This is a genomic window from Antarcticimicrobium sediminis (assembly GCF_004348975.1).
Taxonomy (GTDB): domain Bacteria; phylum Pseudomonadota; class Alphaproteobacteria; order Rhodobacterales; family Rhodobacteraceae; genus Antarcticimicrobium; species Antarcticimicrobium sediminis.
Map to the genome: position 1 here is coordinate 1 of NZ_SMFP01000011.1, position 19636 is coordinate 19636.

Here is a 19636-nt window from a genome sequence, read left to right on the forward strand (position 1 = left end):
GCAAGCAAAGCCCCCAGACGGACTCGCTATATGAGGGCGGCCCGTCTGGGGGCTTTGCCCTCTGAACGACGGGTCAAAATCAAACGCTGAAACCGGGTCAGTTTTGAACGCTCATTGACAGACAGGATTCCGGTCGGAATGCCGATGATCAGGGCAAACGCCATCGCCATCGTCGCCAACTGGATCGTGACAGGAAGCTTCTGTCCGATCAGTTCGAGCACCGGCTGGTTGGTGCGCAGAGAAATACCGAGATCGCCCGTGAGCACCCCGCGGACCCAATTCAGGTACTGCACCGGAACCGGATCGTTCAGGTGATATTTTTCGCGCAGGAACTCCATCGTCGCGGGGTCACGATCCTCGCCCGCCATCGCCAGAACCGGGTCGCCGGGCAGCATCTTTTGCATACCGAATACAAAAAGCGAGATCAGGATGATTGTCGGGATCGCGATCAAGGCGCGGCGCAGAATGAAGGACAGCATGGGTTGACCCCTTGAGAGTTGGTGATGCGAGCGCCGCCGGCGCTCGCATCCGGTGTCGGATTAGTCAGTGGTGCTGACACCTTCCAGCCGGATCATCCCGTCGGGATACGGCGTAAAGCCCTGCACATCCTTGCTCACCGCCCACAGCCAAGTGTCGTGCCAGAGATAGACGATCGGCAGATCCTTATCCAAGATGCCACGGGCCTTTGCGTAATACGCCTTGCGTTCGGCGGTGTCATTCGTGGCGCGGGCATCATTCAGGGCCGTGTCCACCTCCGGGTTGGAGTACTTGGAATCGTTGATGCCGCCACCGGTGGTCATGAACTGGTGAATGTTGCCGTCGGGGTCGATCCGGCCAGACCATCCAACCAGCGTGGCGGTATAATCGCCCGCGGACTGATCGGACAGCATGGTGGCGAATTCCTTGGATACGATCGATATCTCGATGTTTGCTTCGGCGGCCATCGACTGGATGACCTGCATGACCTGCGCGGAATCCGGCGAATTGGGGGCCTGCACCTCCAACGTGACGCCATCCGGGTAACCAGCTTGGGCCAACAGCGACTTGGCCTTTTCGATGTCGCGGGCCGGGACCGGGTAATCATTCGCGTAGAAGGTTGAGCCGGGGGCGTATTGCTGGTTGCCGGGGGTCGTGACACCGTCGAATACGACGTTGCTCAACGCTTGGCGGTCGATGGCAAAGCTCAAGGCCTGACGCAGCAGCTTGCCGTCCTTTCCAAAGGGGTTGTCGGCACGCTCGCCATTGCCCACGTTGAACGTGATGCCGTCATAGCCGAGCGATACCGCGCGTTCCACGTTGATGTTCGGGTCCGCCTCTGCCTGCGCCAGATCTGTGGCGGACAGTCTTTCGATCATGTCCAGATCACCCGATTGCAAATTCGCCAGACGCACGGTGGTGTCAGGGATCGGCAAGTAGGTCACCTTGTCCAGCTTGATCTTGTCGGCGTTCCAGTAGTCAGGAAAAGCCTTGAGCACGATACGGTCCTGCGAAACCCGCTCCACAAAGGAAAACGGTCCCGAACATACCGGATGCAGACCGAAATCGGCACCCGCGCTTGCGGCCGCTTGCGGAGACACCATCATGCCGGCACGGTCGGCAAGCTGTGACAAAAGCGTGGCGTCGGGCGCATCCATGTCAAAGCGGATCTCGTATTCGCCCAAGATCTCGACATTTGTGATCGAGGACAGTTCAGACTTGCGCCGGCTTTCTTCCATGTTCTGAGACCGGTCGATATTGGCGGCGACGGCAGCGGCGTTGAACGGCGCGCCGTCATGAAAGGTCACACCCTCGCGCAGCGTCATGGTCAGCTGGGTGTTGTCGTCGCTCCAGCTCCAATCCGTGGCCAACTGCGGCACGAGGTCAAGCTGTGGCGTGATATCGACCAGCTTGTCGCATAGCGATGCATAGACTATGCGGCCGACAAAGGTTCGGGACTGGTCGGGGTCCAGGATGTCGGGGTCTTCCTGCAGGCCGATCCGCAAGGACTGGGCCTGTGCGCCGATCGCTGTCGCGCTCAACAAGGCAGCGACAAGTGTGAGGGAACGGATTTTCATGTTAGCGTCTCCTTGTGCGAGGGGGTGGCAGCCCTTTCGACGGGCCGTTCTTCTTGGTGTTTGGTGGGTGTTGTCTGGGGTCGTATCCGCGTGCGCCCGGCAATCGCATCGGCATACAATGCAAACCGATCACGGGCCCCATCAGACCGCGGGTTGGATGCGACGTTCGTCGTGACGCTGGCCTGCTGCGCGATCTCTTCTGTAAAGTGGCAGGCTGCGCGATGACCGCGCCCGCTGCCTGCGTCGCGTAAATCCGGCGCGTCGATATGGCAGGCCTCGCGGGCAAACGGGCAGCGGGTGTTGAAGTTGCAACCCTTGGGCGGGGCCATCGGGCTGGGCATTTCACCGGTCAGCGCGATCGTGTTGCGGCTTCGGCCGTATTCAGGGATCGGAATGGCCGACAACAGCGCCATGGTGTAGGGATGGCGCGGATTTTCAAAGATTTGTCGGGTCTCACCCTCTTCCACGATGCGACCCAGATACATCACGGCGACGCGGTCGCTCATGTGACGGATGACTGCCAGATCATGGGCAATGATGATGAGGGTCAGGCCCAATTCGTCGCGTAGATCCGCGAGCAGGTTGATGACTTGCGCCTGCACACTGACATCCAGAGCCGACACGGGTTCGTCTCCTATGATCAGCTTCGGTCCGGAGGCCAGGGCACGCGCGATGCCGATGCGCTGGCGCTGGCCGCCGGAGAATTCGTGCGGATATCTGTCCGCATGTTCGGGCCGCAGCCCGACCTGCGCCAGCAGCGTCCCCACTTTGGCGCGGCGTTCCTTTGCGGACAGCTCCGGCATGTGGGTCTCGATCGGCTCCCCCACCAACCCGCCAACCGACATGCGCGGGTTCAGCGAACTGAACGGATCTTGAAAGATGAACTGCATGTCCCGGCGCAAGGCGGTCAGGGCGTGGCCTTCGATTTGATCGATCTGCTGCCTTTCGAACAGCATTTCACCGGATGTCGGCCTGTCCAGACGCATCAACATCCGCGCCAGTGTGGATTTGCCGCAGCCTGACTCACCGACGACGGCCAGCGTTTCACCGGCCTGCACGGACAACGACACGCCGTCGACCGCACGCAGGCGCTTGGGGGCCTTGAACAGCGATCCGCCAACCATGAAGTCACGGGTCAGGTCCCTCGCGTCCAAGATGCTGTCAGTCATTGCACGCGCTCCAGTTTTTCATTCAGGGGGGCAAAGTGGCACAGCACCCGGTGGCCTTGACCAAAGTCCTGTTCTGACGGCGGCGTGGCGCAGATCGGCTGGGCAAAGGGGCAGCGGGTCGAAAACCGGCATCCCTTTGGCATCGTTTCGATCGTCGGCACCGTGCCTGGCACGGTGGACAACCGTTCGGACGGCCCCGTCATCTTGGGCATCGAGGACATCAGACCGATCGTATAGGGATGCTGCGGGTCGTTGAAAATGCGCTCTGCCGGTCCTGCCTCGACGATGATGCCAGCATACATGACGGCGACCTTGTCAGCGATTTCGGCCACGACGCCCAGGTCGTGGGTGATCATGATCGTGCCCATGCCAGAATCGCGTTGCAGGTTGCGGATCAGGTCAAGGATCTGGGCCTGGATCGTCACGTCGAGCGCCGTCGTCGGTTCATCCGCGATCAGAAGCGCCGGGTCGTTGGCCAGCGCCATTGCGATCATCACGCGTTGGCGCATGCCGCCCGACAGTTGGTGGGGATATTCGCGCATCCGCTGTTCCGGCGCGGGAATGCCGACGCGACGCAACATCTCGATCGCGCGGGCGTCTGCCTCTGCCTCGGTGACATCATTATGGGCGGTCACGGCTTCCGCAATCTGGTTCCCGATGCGGAATGCGGGGTTCAGCGAGCTCATCGGTTCCTGAAAGATCATCGCGATGTCGGATCCCCTGAACCGGCGCATCGCTTTTGTATCGTGCAGGTCCAGCGGGACGCCGCGAAACTGCACATCAGCCTCGTCGATCGTGACGGCACCGGCAGGCAAAAGGCCCATGATCGCCAGCGAACTGACGCTTTTTCCACATCCGCTTTCACCAACGATGCACAGGGTTTCCCCGGCGTCGACGGAATACCGGACCCCCTGCAACAGATTGGTGTCGGACTTGCCGAAGCGAAGGCTTATGGCCCGCACATCCAGCAAGGGGCCCGAAGTGGAAAGTGTCGTCATGTCGTGTGGCCCCCAACCATTCCGTGATTGGTTGAACTTGAAGGACCGCCTGGAAGAGGTCAACACCTATGCTTGGACGCGCGCCCCAAACCGGTCGACTTGCAAATTCACGCGCGCGACTGCCCAAAAAACGGGCAGTCGCAGTCTGGAGACGGTCAGATCAACAGGTTTTTATCCAGCATCATATGAACGCCTTTACATATGTTGACCGTCTGGGTGACTCGCAGATCGCCAGCAAGACTGCACAGGGTATAGGCATCGGCCCAGTTCAACCCCGCCTTGTTTTGGATCAGCGCGATCATGTCGCGCAGGGCCATTTCGACGCAAATATCCAGATCGGGGTTCATACCCATCGTGATCCAGTGCGTCGGCGTTTCTGCCTGTGGATAGGACAGGTCCAGATCATCGCGCACCGTCAAGCGAAAGCTGCCGCGCAGCGCGGTTTCGATTGCTGTGACGCAGACCTCCCCGTCGCCCTGTGCGCCGTGGCCGTCTCCGCAGGAAAACAGGGCGCCCTCGGTCTGGATCGGCAGATAAAGGGTGGTGCCCGCCACCAGTTCCTTGTTGTCAATATTACCACCGTGGACCCGTGGTTGGATGGAGGGGATCAACCCCCATTCCTTTGGCGGCGCGAGGCCCATGACGCCGAAAAACGGATGTAGCGGCAGTTCGAGCCCCCAGGGGAGGCGGGCGGTGTTGGCCGTGCGGTCCAGGGGAATATTGATCAGGCGAGCGTTCGGCACATCATAGGGCAGGGTGCCCGATAGCGGGCGCATCGCGTTATAGCCCCAGTCCTGACGCAGCTGGACGTCTTCAATCGCGACTTCCAGCACTTGACCGGGCAGCGCGCCGCGCACCGCAACGGGACCGGTAAGAATGTGACCCTGCACTGGGCGCGGGCTGCGGGCGTGGATGTCCAGCAGCTCAGGCGGCACCTCAAACCCATCGCCCGGGAGGGCCTCTGGCCCGCCCGATACCGTATCGATTGTCACCAGATCGCCGCTGTCGATGGTCAACACGGGCGCGCGGGCGGCATCGAAATAGCCCCAGGCGCAGGTGTCCACGGATGCGGGCAAATGATGATCTGTCATGGTTTTCCTTTCGGTAAATTCGCCACAGCCAAGGGTTTGGCTGAAAGCTTGCTTATTATCGCGCCGTTCCGCCGCATTTTTTGGCAGGCCGTTCGGGGTGAAGACCCGGCGCAGCCTCCGGTGTTGACCTTGCGCGCAGCTGGGTCACAACTCTGCCATATCCAACCAATTACGGATTGGTTTCAAGCCAAATATCGAATGGAGCTCTCATGACGGCTTTAAAGCTTTTTGCCACGGCATCCCTCATTGCCCTGTCTGCGGCAGTCGCCGCGCAGGCGCAGGAATTGCGGATAGGCCTGCAATCGGACGCCGATGTGCTGGACCCGGACCAGTCGCGCACCTTTGTCGGCGAAATCGTGTTTACCTCGCTTTGTGACAAGCTGGTGGACATCACGCCGGATCTGGAACTCGTGCCACAGCTGGCCACGCAATGGAGTTGGTCCGAGGCCGGCGACGCCCTGACCTTGAAGTTGCGGGAAGGCGTGACCTTTCACGACGGCACCCAGTTCAACGCAGAGGCGGTCGCCTATAACATTGAGCGGTCACAGACGCTGGAGGAAAGCCGTCGCAAGTCTGACTTGGCTTCGGTGGCCGGCACCGATGTGCTGGGGCCCTACGAGATCCGGATCAACCTGACCCGACCCGACGCGGGCATACTGTCGGAAATGGCGAACCGGCCAGGGATGATGATCTCACCCACTGCCGCCAAAGCGGAGGGTGCGAATTTCGGTCTGGCCCCGGTGTGTTCGGGTCCGTTCCAGTTTGCCGATCGTGTGGCGCAGGACCGCATCACGTTGAAGGCCTATCCTGAGTACTGGAACGCATCCGAAATCCATCTGGATAGCGTGGTGTTTCTACCGATCCCCGACACGACGGTACGGCTTGCCAACTTGCAATCGGGCGATATCCAGCTTCTGGAACGTCTTGCCGCGACGGATCTGACCCAGGTAGAGGGCGACGACAGCCTGACCATCAAAAAAGCCACGTCGCTGGGGTATCAGGGCATCACCTTCAATATCGACAACGGGGCTCGGGGGGATAACCCCTGGGGCAACGACAAGCGGCTGCGTCAGGCGTTCAGCTATGCCATCGACCGCGACGTGCTGAACCAGGTTGTTTTCGAGGGGGCGTTCACCCCGGCAAACCAGCCACCGGCGCCGAGCTCTCCTTGGTTCGTGTCTGAGTATCCAGCACCGGCCCGCGACGTGGAAAAGGCAAAATCACTCCTTGCAGAGGCGGGGTATCCCGACGGTCTGACGCTCGAAGTGCAGGTGCCAAACACGAATGAACCGATGCAGCTGATGCAGGTCATCCAGGCCATGGCGTCAGAGGCCGGGATCGACGTGCAGATCACGGCCAAGGAGTTCGCAACGATGCTACAGGACCAGACGGCCGGTGACTTCATCGCGAGCCAAGTCGGATGGTCTGGCTATGTCGATCCGTCGGCCAACCTGCACCAGTTCGTGACAACCGGCGGCGGCATCAACGACGCTCATTATTCCAACCCCGAGGTCGATCGCCTGCTAAACGCCGCGCGATCAACGACGGACACGACCGAACGCAAATCGCTTTATGCGCAGGCGCGTGCAATCCTGGTCGACGAAGCACCTCTGTTGTATCTGTATCACCCCACTTGGCTGTGGACGATGCGCAGAGAACTCAGCGGGTTTGTGCCTTATCCTGATGGCCGGATCCGTTTGGAAGGCGTGCGTTTGGACGGATAAAGAACCGACCCGCATCATATCCCTTTACTGTAGGATATGATGCGGGTTCGATCGGGTGCCGGTGGTTTTCCAGCAGCAGCCCGATCTGTTTAATCAGGAAATTGCGGAACAGATCCGGCGCGGTGACGCTGGGCATTGGCACTGGGCATGTGAAATCAGATCACGTTTGTGGCTCTAACAAGTCGATTTTCTCAAATTTCCGCACATCGACCAGACCCAGATCCGAGATCCGCAACTCCGGGATCACCACCAGCGCCAGCAGCGAATGCTGCATATAGGCGTTGTTCAGATCACAGCCGCAATCGCGCATCGCCTGCATCATCCGCTCGGCCTTTTGCGCCACCTCGCGCGCCGGGGCGTCCGACATCAGCCCGGCGATCGGCAGCTCGACCAACGCCAGTTCCGCGCCGTCGCGGAACACGGTAACGCCCCCACCAACCGAGGCCAGCCGGTTGGCGGCCAGCGCCATCTGCGCCCGGTCAGTACCCACCACGATCATGTGGTGGCTGTCATGCGCCACGGTCGAGGCCATGGCCATCCGCCCGGTATAGCCAAAGCCCGAGACAAAGCCGTTGACCACGCCGCCGGTGCCCCGGTGCCGTTCAACCAGCGCGATCTGACAGACCTCGTCCGGGCCCTTGCCCTCGCCTGCATTCGTGCCCTCGACCAGCCCGTTGCGCACCGGCAAATCGACCTGCAACGCCTTGGTCGGCGCTTGATTTTCGATCACCCCGATCACATTGGCCCGCGCAGTATTGGCGCCCTCGGGCGCTTTGATCTCAAAATCCTCATCGGTCAGAGGATGCCCCAGATGCACGGTGCCCCGCGCGCTGTCGGGCCAATCATAATGTGGGCACTCGACCAGACACTCCCCATGTTCCGCCACCACCCGCCCGCGCGCGAAGACCTGCTCGATCGGCAGGGTCACAAGGTCGGAGGTCAGGATCACATCCGCCCGCCGCCCTGGTGTCAGCGAGCCCAGGTCACGCTCCATTCCGAAATGGGTCGCGGTGTTGATCGTCGCCATCTGCAACGCCACCAGCGGATCGCAACCACAGGCAATCGCATGGCGCACCACCCGGTTCATGTGGCCGTCATTTACAAGCGTGCCAGAATGGCTGTCATCGGTGCACAGGATGAAGTTGCGCGGGTCCAGCCCCTTTTTGGTAACGGCGGTGATCTGGCTTTCGACGTCATACCAAGCGCTGCCCAGCCGCATCATGCTTCGCATCCCCTGCCGCACCCGGGCGATCGCGTCGGCTTCACAGGTGCCCTCGTGATCATCGGCGGGCCCGCCGGCGACATAGGCGGCGAAATCAGGCCCTAAATCGGGCGATGCGTAATGCCCACCCACCGTCTTGCCCGCTGCCTGCGTCGCCGCGATCTCGGCCAGCATCTTGGGATCGGCCGCCGCCACGCCGGGAAAGTTCATCATCTCGCCCAAGCCGACAATGCCGGGCCATGTCATCGCCTCGGCCACGTCCTCGGGTGAAATTTCATGCCCCGTGGTCTCCAGCCCCGGCGCCGAGGGCGCGCAGGAGGGCATCTGGGTCAAGACGTTGATCGGCTGCATCAGCGCCTCGTCATGCATATAGCGCACACCGTCCAGACCCAGCACATTGGCGATCTCATGCGGGTCGGTGAAGATGCTGGTGGTGCCATGCGGAATGATCGCACGGACAAATTCCGCCGGGGTCAGCATACCGCTTTCGATATGCATATGCGCATCGCACAGGCCAGGGATCATAAAGCGGCCATCGGCCTCGACCACCTGCGTGCCCTCGCCGATGCAGTAACTGGCATCAGGCACGACGCAAGCAATGCGCCCCTCGACAATGGCGATGTCGTGATCCGGCAGGATCTCGCGGCTGTGGACATTGACCCACTGGCCCTTGCGGATAACGAGATCAGCGGGCGCGCGCCCAGCGGCGACGGCGATAAGGCGGGGGGCGCATTCGGCCCAAGTTTTTACTGTGTTGTGCTCCATGACGTAGGTTGACACGGGATATTTCGGCAATCAAGCCACCTCGTTTTGAAGCATTTGGTATAGGTGTTTCAAATCTTCCTTGAAACCGGCAGCGCAGAGAGGTTCGACCGCTCGCGCCGGGCCTCGGGCAGCCCCTTTTGCTGCGCAGAAATTGGGCAGTAATTGCCTTATTAGAGACTGTTTGCTAGAGGGATCCACTCAGAAGCCGCAGATGTCACGATCGCGCAATCGCCCCCACATCACAGGGGGTGCGAAAGGTCCCCATCTTGTCCCCGAACCGCAATGCCTGCAAACTGGCCGTCGGAGCACCGCCCCACAAGGCTGACCCGCTTTCCGCTGGTTCTGCGGCGCCCGGACAGGCAGGATGGCCCGGACTGAGCAAAGGAGCCTGACATGACCGTAACCAACCTGCGCCCCAACATGGACAACTGGCCCGAACGCGTCGACCTCGCCGCCGCCTTCCGCTGGACCGCCCGGCTGAACCTGCACGAGGCGGTGGCGAATCATTTCAGCCTGGCCATCAACGAGGAGGGCACCCGGTTCCTGATGAACCCGAACCAGATGCATTTCTCGCGCATCCGGGCCAGCGATCTGATCGTCGTGGACGCGAATGATCCCGACACGCTCACAGGCCCAGACGCGCCAGATCCCACCGCCTGGGGGCTGCATGGCGGCATCCACCGTCATTGCCCGCACGCCCGCTGCGCCATGCATGTGCATTCGATCCACGCCACCGTGCTCGCCAGCCTCGTCGACAGCACCCTGCCGCCGATCGACCAGAACTGCGCCACCTTCTTCAACCGCTATGTGATCGACGACGGCTATGGCGGGCTGGCCTTTGAGAATGAGGGCGAACGCTGTGCCGCGCTGCTCACCGATCCGAAGAAGAAGGTGATGATCATGGGCAATCACGGCGTCATGGTGATCGGGGAAACCGTCGCCGAGACCTTCAACAGGCTCTATTATTTCGAACGCGCCGCCGAGACCTATATCCGCGCGCTGCAAACCGGTCGCCCACTGCGGGTGCTGTCGGACGAGGTGGCAGAAAAAACCGCGCGGGAGTTGGAGGCTTACCCCGAACAGGACACACGGCATCTGGCCGAGCTCAAGGCCATTCTCGACGATGAGGGCTCGAATTACGCGAGTTAGGGTCATTTTTCGACCCGGCGCGGCAAAGGTTTCATGCCTCCGGCGGGAGTATTTTCGGCCAGAAAAAGACGGGGCCAGAAAAAGACGGGGGAAGATCAGCCCCTCCCCCGTCGAAAGGCCGTTTCCGGTCTTTTCCTGGCGTGGTCATCGGCGCTCCCGCCTGTACCGCAGGTCCGAGCTTGCGCGCATATCTGTTAACGCCGGGCTAATCCCGCTCTTTTTCTGGCCGGAAAATACTCTCGGGGGGATCGGGGGGCAGACAGCCCCCCGGCTGCGACGGTCGGGATCAGAAATCCAGATCGGTGTAATGCGGCGGCGGGCGGAACCCCGGCACCTGATCGGCCAGAATAGAGCGAAACGCCGGGCGTGATTTGATCTTGGCGTACCAGTCCTTGACCACCGCCGAACGGTTCCAGTCGACGTCAGAGGTATAGTCAAGCGAGCTCAGATGTGCGGCGGCGGCGAAATCGGCCAGTGTCATGACGTCGCCCGCCAGCCAGCGGCGGTGATCAAGCAGCCAATGCATGTAATCGAGATGATATTTGATCGCTTTTGAGCCGGCCTTGACGTTGCCACTGTCGGGATAGCCCTGGCCGGTGACCTTCTTGTTCACCCGCTCATAGAGCAGTTTCGAAGTCACCTCGCTGTGGAACTTGTCGTCGAACCATCCGACCAGCCGGCGCACCTCCAACCGTTGCGTCGGATCTTTCGGCATCAGCGGCGGATCGGCCCGGGTCTCGTCGAGATATTCACAGATCGCCGAGCTTTCCGCCATGGTCCGCCCGTCAAGTTGCAGGACCGGCACCTTGGCCGCCGGGTTGCGCCGCAGGAAATCCGGGCTCGCCTCCCAATAGCGTTCTTCGATAAGCTGCACTTCGATGCGTTTCTCGGCCAGCGCCAGGCGGACCTTGCGGCAGAATGGGGAGAGGGGGGCGTGATAGAGTCGGGCCATGGCGATCAGCAGTCACTGGTTTGGGGTGCCCGATTACCAATGCCCTGCCACGCGCCGGTTTTCAATCCTCGAAACACTTGGCGCGTCCGTCTGCGCGGATGGTGGCCGCCCCGTCAGCGATCGCCGCAGCCCGCCGCCGCACCCGATCTGAGGGTTTGCGCACCGAGCGGCCTTTCGGGGATGGCAATATCGCGGCGATCAGCGCGGCCTGACTTGCGCTCAACTCTGCCGGTGCAACACCGAAGTATTCCTGCGCCGCGGCGCCAACACCAAACACGCCCTCGCCGGTCTCGGCCACGTTGAGATAGACCTCGACAATCCGGCGCTTGGACCAGACCGCCTCGACCAAGGGTGTGATCGCGGTTTCCAGCGCCTTGCGAAACCAGCTTCGCCCCTGCCAGAGCAGCACGTTCTTGACCACCTGCTGCGACAGGGTCGAGCCGCCGCGGTTTGCGCCCTCGGCGATCGCTGCGCGGATCGCAGCGACATCGAACCCCCAGTGCTGGCAGAAATTGGCGTCCTCGGCCGCCACGACCGAGCGGACCATCACCGGGGCGATCTCCTCAAGCGGTACCCACTCCCGTTCAAGCTTGCCATATTTGCCGTATTCGACCCACATGGTGTGGGTGATCGGCGGGTTCACCACCGTGAAAAGAAACACGAGCACAACCACCAGCACAACCGGCGCCAGCACGAGGCGCAGCAGCCAACGGCGCAGCCAGCGCAGCGGCTGGTACGTCCTGCGGGCGGTCTTGCCGCGCCCTGTTGTTTTCGATTTTGCGTTCCGGTTTCCCACCTGCCCTGCTTGCCCGCAGGACCGGGGCCGGTCAAGACATGAGCGGGCAAGCAGGGTCGGAAAGACGAAAAGGCCCCACCGGATCGGTGAGGCCTCATTTCTCAGGGGCTGTCGCGGCTTATTCCGCCGGCATCGCCCGCTCTTCGCGGCTTAGCGGGGCCGGAAGGTGCTTCAACATCTCCTGCGGACAGACCTGAAGAAAGTTGTCCTTTTCCAGATCCCAGTGCTGCAGGATGTCGGCGGCCTTGCGGCTGCCTGTCTCGGTCAGATGACGCTCGATCAACGCCTTCATCTCACCTTCCCAGTGATCCATTGTCACCGGGCAGGTGACCAGCGTCTCCATGTTCATCAGGGTCTGCGCCTTGCGATCCGGGTCGTACAGATAGGCCATGCCCCCGGTCATCCCGGCGCCGAAGTTGGCCCCGATGGCCCCAAGGATCACAGCGACCCCGCCGGTCATGTATTCGCAGCCGTTGGAGCCGCAGCCCTCGACCACCACATGCGCGCCAGAGTTGCGCACGGCGAACCGCTCTCCGGCGCGGCCAGCGGCAAAGAGATAGCCCGCCGTCGCCCCATAGAGCACGGTATTGCCGATGATGGTGTTCTCATTGGCCACCAGCGGGCTGACCTGCGGCGGGCGCACCACGATGGTGCCCCCGGACAGACCCTTGCCGACATAGTCGTTGGCGTCGCCTGACACCTCCAGCTTCAGCCCCGGCGCGGCGAAGGCGCCCAGAGACTGCCCGGCAGAGCCTTGCAGTTTCACATGCAGGTGATCGGGTTGGAACGCGTTGCGCATCCCGAAGTTCTGCACGATCAGGCTCGATGTGCGCGTTCCCACCGTGCGATGCGTGTTCTGCACCGCATAGGAGAGCTGCATCTTTTCGCCCTCCTTGAGGAACCGCGCGGCATCGCGCACGATCTCGGCGTCCAGCGTATCGGGCACCACATTGCGTGGCTTGTCACGGTTGTAGACGATGTCATGGGCGCCATCGACCGTGATCAGCAGCGGGTTGAGGTCAAGATCATCCAGATGCGCGCTACCCCGGCTGACCTGAGTCAGCAGGTCGGCCCGCCCGATCACGTCCCCAAGTGAGCGCGCCCCGAGCGAGGCGAGAATCTCGCGCACTTCCTGAGCGTAGAAGGTGATCAGGTTGACCACCTTGTCCGCCGAGCCCGTGAACTTGTCGCGCAGCTTGGGATCCTGCGTACAGACGCCCACCGGGCAGGTGTTCGACTGGCATTGACGCACCATGATGCAGCCCATCGAAATCAGCGCGGCGGTGCCGATGCCGTATTCCTCGGCCCCCATCATGGCCGCCATGACGATGTCGCGCCCGGTGCGCAAACCGCCATCCGTGCGCAGTGTCACCCGCTCGCGCAGGTTGTTCATCGCCAGCACCTGATGCGCCTCGGTCAGGCCCATTTCCCACGGCAGACCCGCATATTTGATCGAGGTCGCCGGGCTGGCCCCGGTGCCACCATTGTGCCCCGAAATCAGGATCACGTCGGCCTTGGCCTTGGCCACGCCGGCGGCGATGGTGCCAACGCCAGAGCTGGCCACCAGTTTCACCGTCACCTTGGCGCGCGGGTTGATCTGTTTCAGGTCATAGATCAGCTGCGCCAGATCCTCGATCGAATAGATATCGTGGTGCGGCGGCGGCGAAATCAGCGTCACGCCCTGAGTCGAATGGCGCAGCCGCGCGATCAGTTCGGTGACTTTCATCCCCGGAAGCTGACCGCCTTCACCGGGCTTGGCGCCTTGCGCGACCTTGATCTCCAGCTCTTCGCAATGGTTGAGGTATTCGGCGGTGACGCCGAACCGGCCACTCGCCACCTGCTTGATCTTGGCGCTGGGGTTGTCGCCATTGGGTTCCGGCACGAAATGCGCCGGATCTTCGCCGCCCTCGCCGCTATCGGATTTCGCACCGATCCGGTTCATCGCCACGTTCAGCGTCTTGTGCGCCTCCGGGCTCAGCGCGCCCAGCGACATGCCCGGCGTGACAAAGCGTTTGCGGATCGCGGTGATGCTCTCCACCTCTTCCAGCGGGATCGGCTTGCCCAACGGCTTGACGTCGAGCAGATCGCGCAGATGGATCGGCGGGTTGCTTTGCATCTTGGCCGAATACTGTTTCCACATCTCGTAAGAGGCGCGGTTGCAGGCCATTTGCAGCATATGCATGCCTTGCGCGTCCCAAGCGTGGGTCTCGCCCGATTTGCGCGACTTGTAGAAGCCGCCAATCGGCAACACATGCGCTGGTTCGATCCAGCCGCGCGCGTGCACCGCTTCGGCCTTGCGCTGGATGCCGCTGACACCGATGCCGGAAATCCGGCTGGTCATGCCCGGGAAATACTCGGCACACATGGCGCGCGACAGACCCACCGCCTCGAAGTTGAGACCGCCACGATAGGACGAGATCACGCTGATCCCCATCTTCGACATGATCTTCAACAGGCCCTGATCGACGGCGTTACGATAGCGCAGCATGTTCTCGGTCAGTGTGCCGTCCAGCAGCCCGCGTTCGATCCGATCGGCAAGCGAATCCTCGGCCAGGTAAGGGTTGACCACCGTCGCGCCGCACCCGATCAGCACCGCGAAATAATGCGGGTCGATACATTCGGCCGACCGCACGTTCAGCGAGCAGAAGGTCCGCAGCCCCTTGCGCGTCAGGTGGCTGTGCACCGCGCTGGTGGCCAGGATCATCGGCATCGCGATCTTGTCCGGCCCCGACATGTGATCGGTTAGCACCAGATGCCCGGCGCCGGAGCGCACCGCATCTTCGGCTTCGGCCCGGATCCGTGCCAGCCCCTCGCGCAGGGTGCCTTCGCCGGGGGCAAAGGTACAATCGATCTCGACCAGATCGGCATTGAAGTGGCGGACCAGTTCATCCCAATGTGCGTTGCCGACAAAGGGGCTTTCCAGCACGAGGATCTCGGTCTGCGAGCTGTCTTCATCCAGCACGTTCTTGAGGTTCCCGAACCGGGTCTTGATGCTCATCACCCGGTATTCGCGCAGCGAGTCGATTGGCGGGTTGGTCACCTGGCTGAAGTTCTGGCGGAAGAAATGGCTTAGCGGGCGATACTGTTTCGACAGCACCGCACTGGGCGTGTCATCGCCCATCGAGGCCAGCGCCTCCTTGCCGTCCTCGGCCATCGGCGCAAGGATCTGCTCCAGTTCCTCAAGCGTATAGCCCGCGGCGGCCTGCCGTTTGCGCAGCTCCGCACCGCTGAACAGCGCTTTCTCACTGAGCTGCGCCATCTCTTCGTCGAGATCCTTGATCTTGCCGACCCATTCGCCAAAGGGTTGGCTTGCCGCCAGCTTGTCCTTGATCTCGGTATCGCGGAACAGTTTGCCCTCTTCCATGTCCACGGCAATCATTTGCCCCGGTCCAAGCGCACCCTTTTCGCGCACCGTTGCTTCGTCCACCGGCACCATTCCGGCTTCGGAGCCCGCGATCAGCAGGTTGTCGCCGGTCACCACATAGCGCATTGGCCGCAGCCCGTTGCGGTCCAGCCCGCCACAGACCCAGCGTCCATCGGTCATCGCCAGTGCGGCGGGACCGTCCCAGGGTTCCATCACGCTGTTGCAATAGGAATACATGTCACGCCAGGCCTTGGGCAGCTCCACCGCCTGTTGCGACCAGCTTTCGGGCACCAGCATGGTCTTGGCCATCGGCGCCTTGCGTCCGGCGCGCACCAGCACTTCGAACACCGCATCCAGCGCGGCGGAATCCGACGATCCGCCCGGAATGATCGGTTTGATGTCCTCGGCCATATCGCCAAAGGTCGCCGACGCCATGCGGATCTCGTGGCTTTTCATCCAGTTGATGTTGCCCTTCAGCGTGTTGATCTCGCCGTTATGGGCCAGCATGCGGAACGGCTGCGCCAACCACCATTGCGGAAAGGTGTTGGTGGAATAACGCTGGTGATAGATCGCGAAGGCAGACTCGAACCGGTCATCCTTGAGGTCGGGATAGAACTCCGCCACCTGTTCGGCCAGCATCATACCCTTGTAGATGATCGAGCGGCAGGACAGCGAGGCGATATAAAGCCCGTTGATCCCGGCCGCTGCGGCGGCCTTTTCGATCCGGCGGCGGATCACGTAAAGCTCGCGCTCAAAGGTCTCTTCGTCGACGCCCTTGGAGTTCGAGATGATGATCTGTTCGATCTCGGGCCGGGTGACGTTCGCCTTTTCGCCAAGCACCTCGATATTCACCGGCACATGGCGCCAGCCATAGATATAGTAGCCTTTGCGCAGGACCTCGGTCTCGACGATGGTCCGGCAGGTTTCCTGCGCGCCGAAATCGGTGCGCGGCAGGAACACCTGACCCACCGCCATCAGCTGATCCTGATGCGGCTCGTGCCCGGTGCGCCGGATCTGGTCATAAAAGAAGGGGACGGGGATCTGCACATGGATACCGGCACCGTCGCCGGTCTTGCCATCCGCATCCACCGCGCCCCGGTGCCAGACTGCCTTGAGCGCGTTGATCCCGGCGGCGACGACCTTGCGGCTTTTCTTGCCATCGATCGACACCACCAGCCCGACCCCGCAGGAGGAATGCTCCTCGGTTTCGGAATACATGCCGTTCTCGGCCATCCACTTGCGCTTGGCTTCTTCTGCCAGTGCCCAGTTTTCATCATACTTGGTCATTCTCAGGCTCCTTCTGGCGCTGGCCCGAACTGCGCCATAACCTGCGCTTCGGTCATCACCTCATGTTCGCCGGCAAACGCGAACGCGTCGGGTTTGCGGTCAATGAAGATCTCGCGCGTCATGCGCAGGCCGTCGGCGTTGTCGAACAGGCCGATCGGTATTTCGTAATTTCCCTTGTACGGGCCCTCTGCGGTCACCCTATACCACAGGCCCGAGCCGCAGCGGTCACACCAAGCCCGCTCGGCCCAGTCCGACGACTGGATGCGCCGGATGTGCTCGCTGCCCTGCCAGTCGATATCGTTTTCGTTCACGCTCACCGCCAACAGCGCCGAGCCAGCCCAGCGTTGGCACATCTTGCAATGGCATGCGCCGAACTCCCGACTCGGGTCGTGGGCGGTGAATCGCACCGCGCCGCACATGCATTTCCCGTTTCGATCCGTCATCCTTGGCTTCTCCAGCTTAGGTCACGTCACCTGACTGTTTTGCTGCACTGCAGCAGAAATGCTGCGATGCAGCGGAGTTTGAGCGTTGCCCCGGGGTGCGTTCTCCGAACCCCGGTTTTCGCGGGCTGTCGCTATTGTGCGGCAACCGCCTCCGGGAGGCTGAACCGCTCCAGAATAGCCTGCGCACAATCGCGTCCGTCGCGGATCGCCCAGACCACCAGGCTGGCGCCGCGCACGATGTCACCGACCGCATAGACCCCGTCCAGCGCCGTGGCGCCACTGGTGAACTCGGCCTTGACGGTGCCCCAACGGGTCACCTCCAACGCCTCCGTATCCCAGAGCTTGGGCAGATCCTCGGGCTCGAACCCCAGCGCCTTGATCACCAGATCGGCGTCTTCGACATAATCGGCGCCCTCGATCACTTCGGGGGATTGCCGTCCGGTCACGTCTGGCGCGCCCAGACGCATCTTTTGCACCATCACGCCAGACACTGCGCCATCCTTGTCGGCAAAGCCCTTGGGCGCGCGCAACCATTCGAACACAACGCCCTCTTCCTCGGCGTTCTGCACCTCGCGCTGCGAGCCGGGCATGTTTGCACGGTCGCGGCGGTACAGGCATTTGACCGATGTCGCGCCTTCGCGGATCGAGGTGCGGACACAGTCCATCGCGGTGTCACCGCCGCCGATCACCACCACGCGCTTGCCCTCAGCGGACAGCGCCCCGTTGTCATAGTCTTCCACCGCATCGCCAAAGCTTTTGCGGTTGGATGCGGTCAGGAAATCAAGCGCGCGCACGACCCCCTTGGCGCCACTGCCCGGCATTTCCAGATCGCGCGACTTGTAGACCCCGGTGGCGATGATCACCGCGTCATGCTTTGCACGGATCGCCTCGAACGAGATATCCACGCCGACGGCGCAATTCAGCACAAAGTTGACGCCGCCCGCTGCCAGCAGGTCGTTGCGGCGCATCACGATGTCTTTCTCCAACTTGAAGCCGGGGATACCGTACATCATCAACCCGCCAGCACGGTCAGAGCGGTCATAGACCGTCACCTGAATACCGGCGCGGCGCAGCATGTCCGCCGCCGCCAACCCGCCGGGGCCGGCCCCGATGATGCCAACGCTTTCGGTCCGCTCCTGCGCCGGGTCGATCGGCTGCACCCAGCCCTCGTCCCAGGCTGTATCGGTGATGTATTTTTCCACCGCGCCGATCGTCACGGTGCCGTGGCCCGATTGTTCGATCACGCAGTTGCCTTCGCACAGGCGATCCTGCGGGCAGATGCGGCCGCAGACCTCGGGAAAGGTATTGGTCGCCTGGCTCAGCTCATAGGCTTCTTTCAGTCGCCCGGTCGCGGTCAGACGCAGCCAGTCGGGGATGTTGTTGTGCAACGGACAATGCGACTGACAATAGGGCACACCGCATTGGCTGCACCGGCTGGCCTGTTCCTTGGCCTTTTCGTCCGCGAACTCGGCATAGATTTCATGGAAATCGGTGCGGCGTTGATCCGCAACGCGCTTGACTGGCATGTCCCGTCCGATCTGGACGAATTTCAGCATCGGTTGTTTGGCCACGGGTCAGACTCCATGATTGCTTGGCTGCGCTTGTTTATGAGAAGTCAAAGAGGATTAAAAGTCATAGGTGCTGACCTAGTTTTACTTTTTATTGCCGCACCGCGGCGTCAGGCGAAAGTTTTACCTATTTTTAGGTATCAATCCGGACCCAAATGGGAACTTTTCATTCCGCCACAAACACTTATACATGTTGTGACCACACCCCCTCCCGTCCGGACACATCGCACCATGCCCATCCTACAGCTGTTTCTCGTCGCCGTGATTCAGGGAATTACCGAATTCCTGCCGATTTCCTCATCGGGTCACCTGATTCTTTTCCCCCAACTGACCGGATTGCAGGACCAAGGTCAGGTGATCGATGTGGCCGTGCATATGGGCACCCTCGGGGCGGTGGTCACCTATTTCTGGCGCGACGTGAAGCTGGGTCTTGGCGGATTGCCCCAGCTTTTGCGGGGTCGGGCCGACAGTCCCGGCGCGCGGTTGGCGCTGGGGTTGATCATCGCCACCCTTCCGGTGGTGCTGGTTGGTGTCGTGCTGCATTTCACCCACATTGATGAGGCGATGCGCTCGATCACCGTGATCGGCTGGACCATGCTTATCTTCGGGCTGGTGCTATTCTGGGCGGATCAGCGTGGCGCCAGCACAAAAAGCGCGGCGGACTGGAGCCCGCGTGATGCGCTGATCATGGGGCTTTGGCAGGCGGTGGCGCTGATTCCCGGCACCTCGCGTTCGGGCATCACCATCACCAGCGCCCGCTACATGGGGTATGCGCGAAACGAGGCGGCGCGGCTGTCGATGCTGATGTCGATCCCCACCATCCTCGCCTCTGGTGTGCTGCTGGGAGCCGAGGTCGCGATCGAAGCGAATGGGGCTGTGATCCGCGACGGGGCGCTGGCCGCGTTGTTCGCCTTTTTCTCGGCGCTGCTGGCGCTTACCCTGATGATGCGGTTGTTGCGCAGCGTCAGCTTCACGCCCTATGTGGTCTATCGGGTGATCCTGGGCGTCGGTCTGCTGGTCATCGCCTATTCGTAAGGCCGCACCCGGTTACGGG

The 19636-nt window shown here is 61.8% G+C and carries 15 protein-coding genes; 4 read left to right on the forward strand and 11 right to left on the reverse strand.

Features of this window, described 5'->3' with window-relative positions; all coding sequences use genetic code 11:
- Positions 1-26: 26 nt before the first annotated feature.
- From E1B25_RS15590 to E1B25_RS15610, 5 genes are all read right to left on the reverse strand, one after another.
- On the reverse strand, positions 27-479 hold the full coding sequence (locus E1B25_RS15590) for an ABC transporter permease (protein WP_280960253.1): 453 nt from the start codon (positions 477-479) through the stop codon (positions 27-29).
- 60 nt (positions 480-539) lie between these two features.
- On the reverse strand, positions 540-2054 hold the full coding sequence (locus E1B25_RS15595; protein ID WP_132830451.1) for an ABC transporter substrate-binding protein: 1515 nt from the start codon (positions 2052-2054) through the stop codon (positions 540-542).
- Positions 2051-3223 carry an ABC transporter ATP-binding protein gene (locus tag E1B25_RS15600; protein ID WP_132830452.1) on the reverse strand — a complete coding sequence of 391 codons (1173 nt, stop codon included), beginning with the start codon at positions 3221-3223 and terminating at the stop codon, positions 2051-2053. The genes E1B25_RS15595 and E1B25_RS15600 overlap by 4 nt, the downstream gene beginning before the upstream one ends.
- The gene (locus tag E1B25_RS15605) at positions 3220-4221 is read right to left on the reverse strand and encodes an ABC transporter ATP-binding protein (protein ID WP_132830453.1); all 1002 of its coding nucleotides are present in this window, start codon (positions 4219-4221) and stop codon (positions 3220-3222) included. Before E1B25_RS15605 ends, E1B25_RS15600 begins: the two co-directional genes overlap by 4 nt.
- Positions 4222-4376: 155 nt before the next feature.
- Complete coding sequence (locus E1B25_RS15610) at positions 4377-5312, reverse strand: acetamidase/formamidase family protein (RefSeq protein ID WP_132830454.1); 936 nt, start codon at positions 5310-5312, stop codon at positions 4377-4379.
- Between E1B25_RS15610 and E1B25_RS22185 the strand changes: the two genes are divergently transcribed.
- Positions 5298-5525, forward strand: a complete 228-nt coding sequence (locus tag E1B25_RS22185) for a hypothetical protein (RefSeq protein ID WP_165937640.1) — start codon at positions 5298-5300, stop codon at positions 5523-5525. The genes E1B25_RS15610 and E1B25_RS22185 overlap by 15 nt on opposite strands.
- Positions 5522-7036 carry an ABC transporter substrate-binding protein gene (locus E1B25_RS15615; RefSeq protein WP_132830455.1) on the forward strand — a complete coding sequence of 505 codons (1515 nt, stop codon included), beginning with the start codon at positions 5522-5524 and terminating at the stop codon, positions 7034-7036. Before E1B25_RS22185 ends, E1B25_RS15615 begins: the two co-directional genes overlap by 4 nt.
- A 160-nt stretch (positions 7037-7196) precedes the next feature.
- On the opposite strand, the gene E1B25_RS15625 is transcribed toward E1B25_RS15615, so the two are convergent.
- Complete coding sequence (locus E1B25_RS15625; protein ID WP_132830606.1) at positions 7197-9023, reverse strand: adenine deaminase; 1827 nt, start codon at positions 9021-9023, stop codon at positions 7197-7199.
- A 393-nt stretch (positions 9024-9416) separates the two neighbouring features.
- Between E1B25_RS15625 and E1B25_RS15630 the strand changes: the two genes are divergently transcribed.
- A complete protein-coding gene (locus tag E1B25_RS15630; protein WP_132830457.1) occupies positions 9417-10172 on the forward strand; it encodes a class II aldolase and adducin N-terminal domain-containing protein in 756 nt (251 codons plus the stop codon).
- Positions 10173-10458: 286 nt separating this feature from the next.
- Here the strand turns inward: E1B25_RS15630 and fzlA are convergent, their stop codons facing one another.
- The 5 genes from fzlA to E1B25_RS15655 all read right to left on the reverse strand — a co-directional run bounded on the left by fzlA (position 10459) and on the right by E1B25_RS15655 (position 18585).
- Complete coding sequence (fzlA, locus tag E1B25_RS15635) at positions 10459-11124, reverse strand: FtsZ-binding protein FzlA (RefSeq protein ID WP_132830458.1); 666 nt, start codon at positions 11122-11124, stop codon at positions 10459-10461.
- Positions 11125-11185: 61 nt separating this feature from the next.
- Entirely contained in the window at positions 11186-11920 is a 735-nt protein-coding gene (gene mtgA, locus E1B25_RS15640; RefSeq protein ID WP_132830459.1) for a monofunctional biosynthetic peptidoglycan transglycosylase, read from the reverse strand.
- A 118-nt stretch (positions 11921-12038) separates the two neighbouring features.
- Positions 12039-16571, reverse strand: coding sequence for a glutamate synthase large subunit (gene gltB / locus E1B25_RS15645; protein WP_132830460.1), 4533 nt, complete (start codon positions 16569-16571; stop codon positions 12039-12041).
- Positions 16572-16573: 2 nt separating this feature from the next.
- Positions 16574-17014, reverse strand: a complete 441-nt coding sequence (locus E1B25_RS15650) for a GFA family protein (protein ID WP_245510735.1) — start codon at positions 17012-17014, stop codon at positions 16574-16576.
- A 131-nt stretch (positions 17015-17145) separates the two neighbouring features.
- Positions 17146-18585 (reverse strand): NAD(P)-dependent oxidoreductase, encoded by a 1440-nt coding sequence (locus E1B25_RS15655; protein WP_132830461.1) that lies wholly within the window; start codon positions 18583-18585, stop codon positions 17146-17148.
- A 228-nt stretch (positions 18586-18813) separates the two neighbouring features.
- On the opposite strand from E1B25_RS15655, the gene E1B25_RS15660 reads away from it, so the two are divergent.
- On the forward strand, positions 18814-19617 hold the full coding sequence (locus E1B25_RS15660) for an undecaprenyl-diphosphate phosphatase (RefSeq protein WP_132830462.1): 804 nt from the start codon (positions 18814-18816) through the stop codon (positions 19615-19617).
- Positions 19618-19636 lie beyond the last annotated feature (19 nt).

Excerpts from the sequence above, each read along its gene's own strand:
- E1B25_RS15590 (WP_280960253.1), bottom strand. The coding sequence starts at position 479 with ATGCTGTCCTTCATTCTGCGCCGCGCCTTGATCGCGATCCCGACAATC.
- E1B25_RS15650 (WP_245510735.1), bottom strand. The coding sequence starts at position 17,014 with ATGACGGATCGAAACGGGAAATGCATGTGCGGCGCGGTGCGATTCACC.
- gltB (WP_132830460.1), bottom strand. The coding sequence starts at position 16,571 with ATGACCAAGTATGATGAAAACTGGGCACTGGCAGAAGAAGCCAAGCGC.
- E1B25_RS15595 (WP_132830451.1), bottom strand. The coding sequence starts at position 2,054 with ATGAAAATCCGTTCCCTCACACTTGTCGCTGCCTTGTTGAGCGCGACA.
- E1B25_RS15660 (WP_132830462.1), top strand. The coding sequence starts at position 18,814 with ATGCCCATCCTACAGCTGTTTCTCGTCGCCGTGATTCAGGGAATTACC.
- E1B25_RS15610 (WP_132830454.1), bottom strand. The coding sequence starts at position 5,312 with ATGACAGATCATCATTTGCCCGCATCCGTGGACACCTGCGCCTGGGGC.
- E1B25_RS15630 (WP_132830457.1), top strand. The coding sequence starts at position 9,417 with ATGACCGTAACCAACCTGCGCCCCAACATGGACAACTGGCCCGAACGC.
- fzlA (WP_132830458.1), bottom strand. The coding sequence starts at position 11,124 with ATGGCCCGACTCTATCACGCCCCCCTCTCCCCATTCTGCCGCAAGGTC.
- E1B25_RS15600 (WP_132830452.1), bottom strand. The coding sequence starts at position 3,223 with ATGACTGACAGCATCTTGGACGCGAGGGACCTGACCCGTGACTTCATG.
- E1B25_RS15615 (WP_132830455.1), top strand. The coding sequence starts at position 5,522 with ATGACGGCTTTAAAGCTTTTTGCCACGGCATCCCTCATTGCCCTGTCT.
- E1B25_RS15605 (WP_132830453.1), bottom strand. The coding sequence starts at position 4,221 with ATGACGACACTTTCCACTTCGGGCCCCTTGCTGGATGTGCGGGCCATA.
- E1B25_RS22185 (WP_165937640.1), top strand. The coding sequence starts at position 5,298 with ATGATGATCTGTCATGGTTTTCCTTTCGGTAAATTCGCCACAGCCAAG.
- E1B25_RS15625 (WP_132830606.1), bottom strand. The coding sequence starts at position 9,023 with ATGGAGCACAACACAGTAAAAACTTGGGCCGAATGCGCCCCCCGCCTT.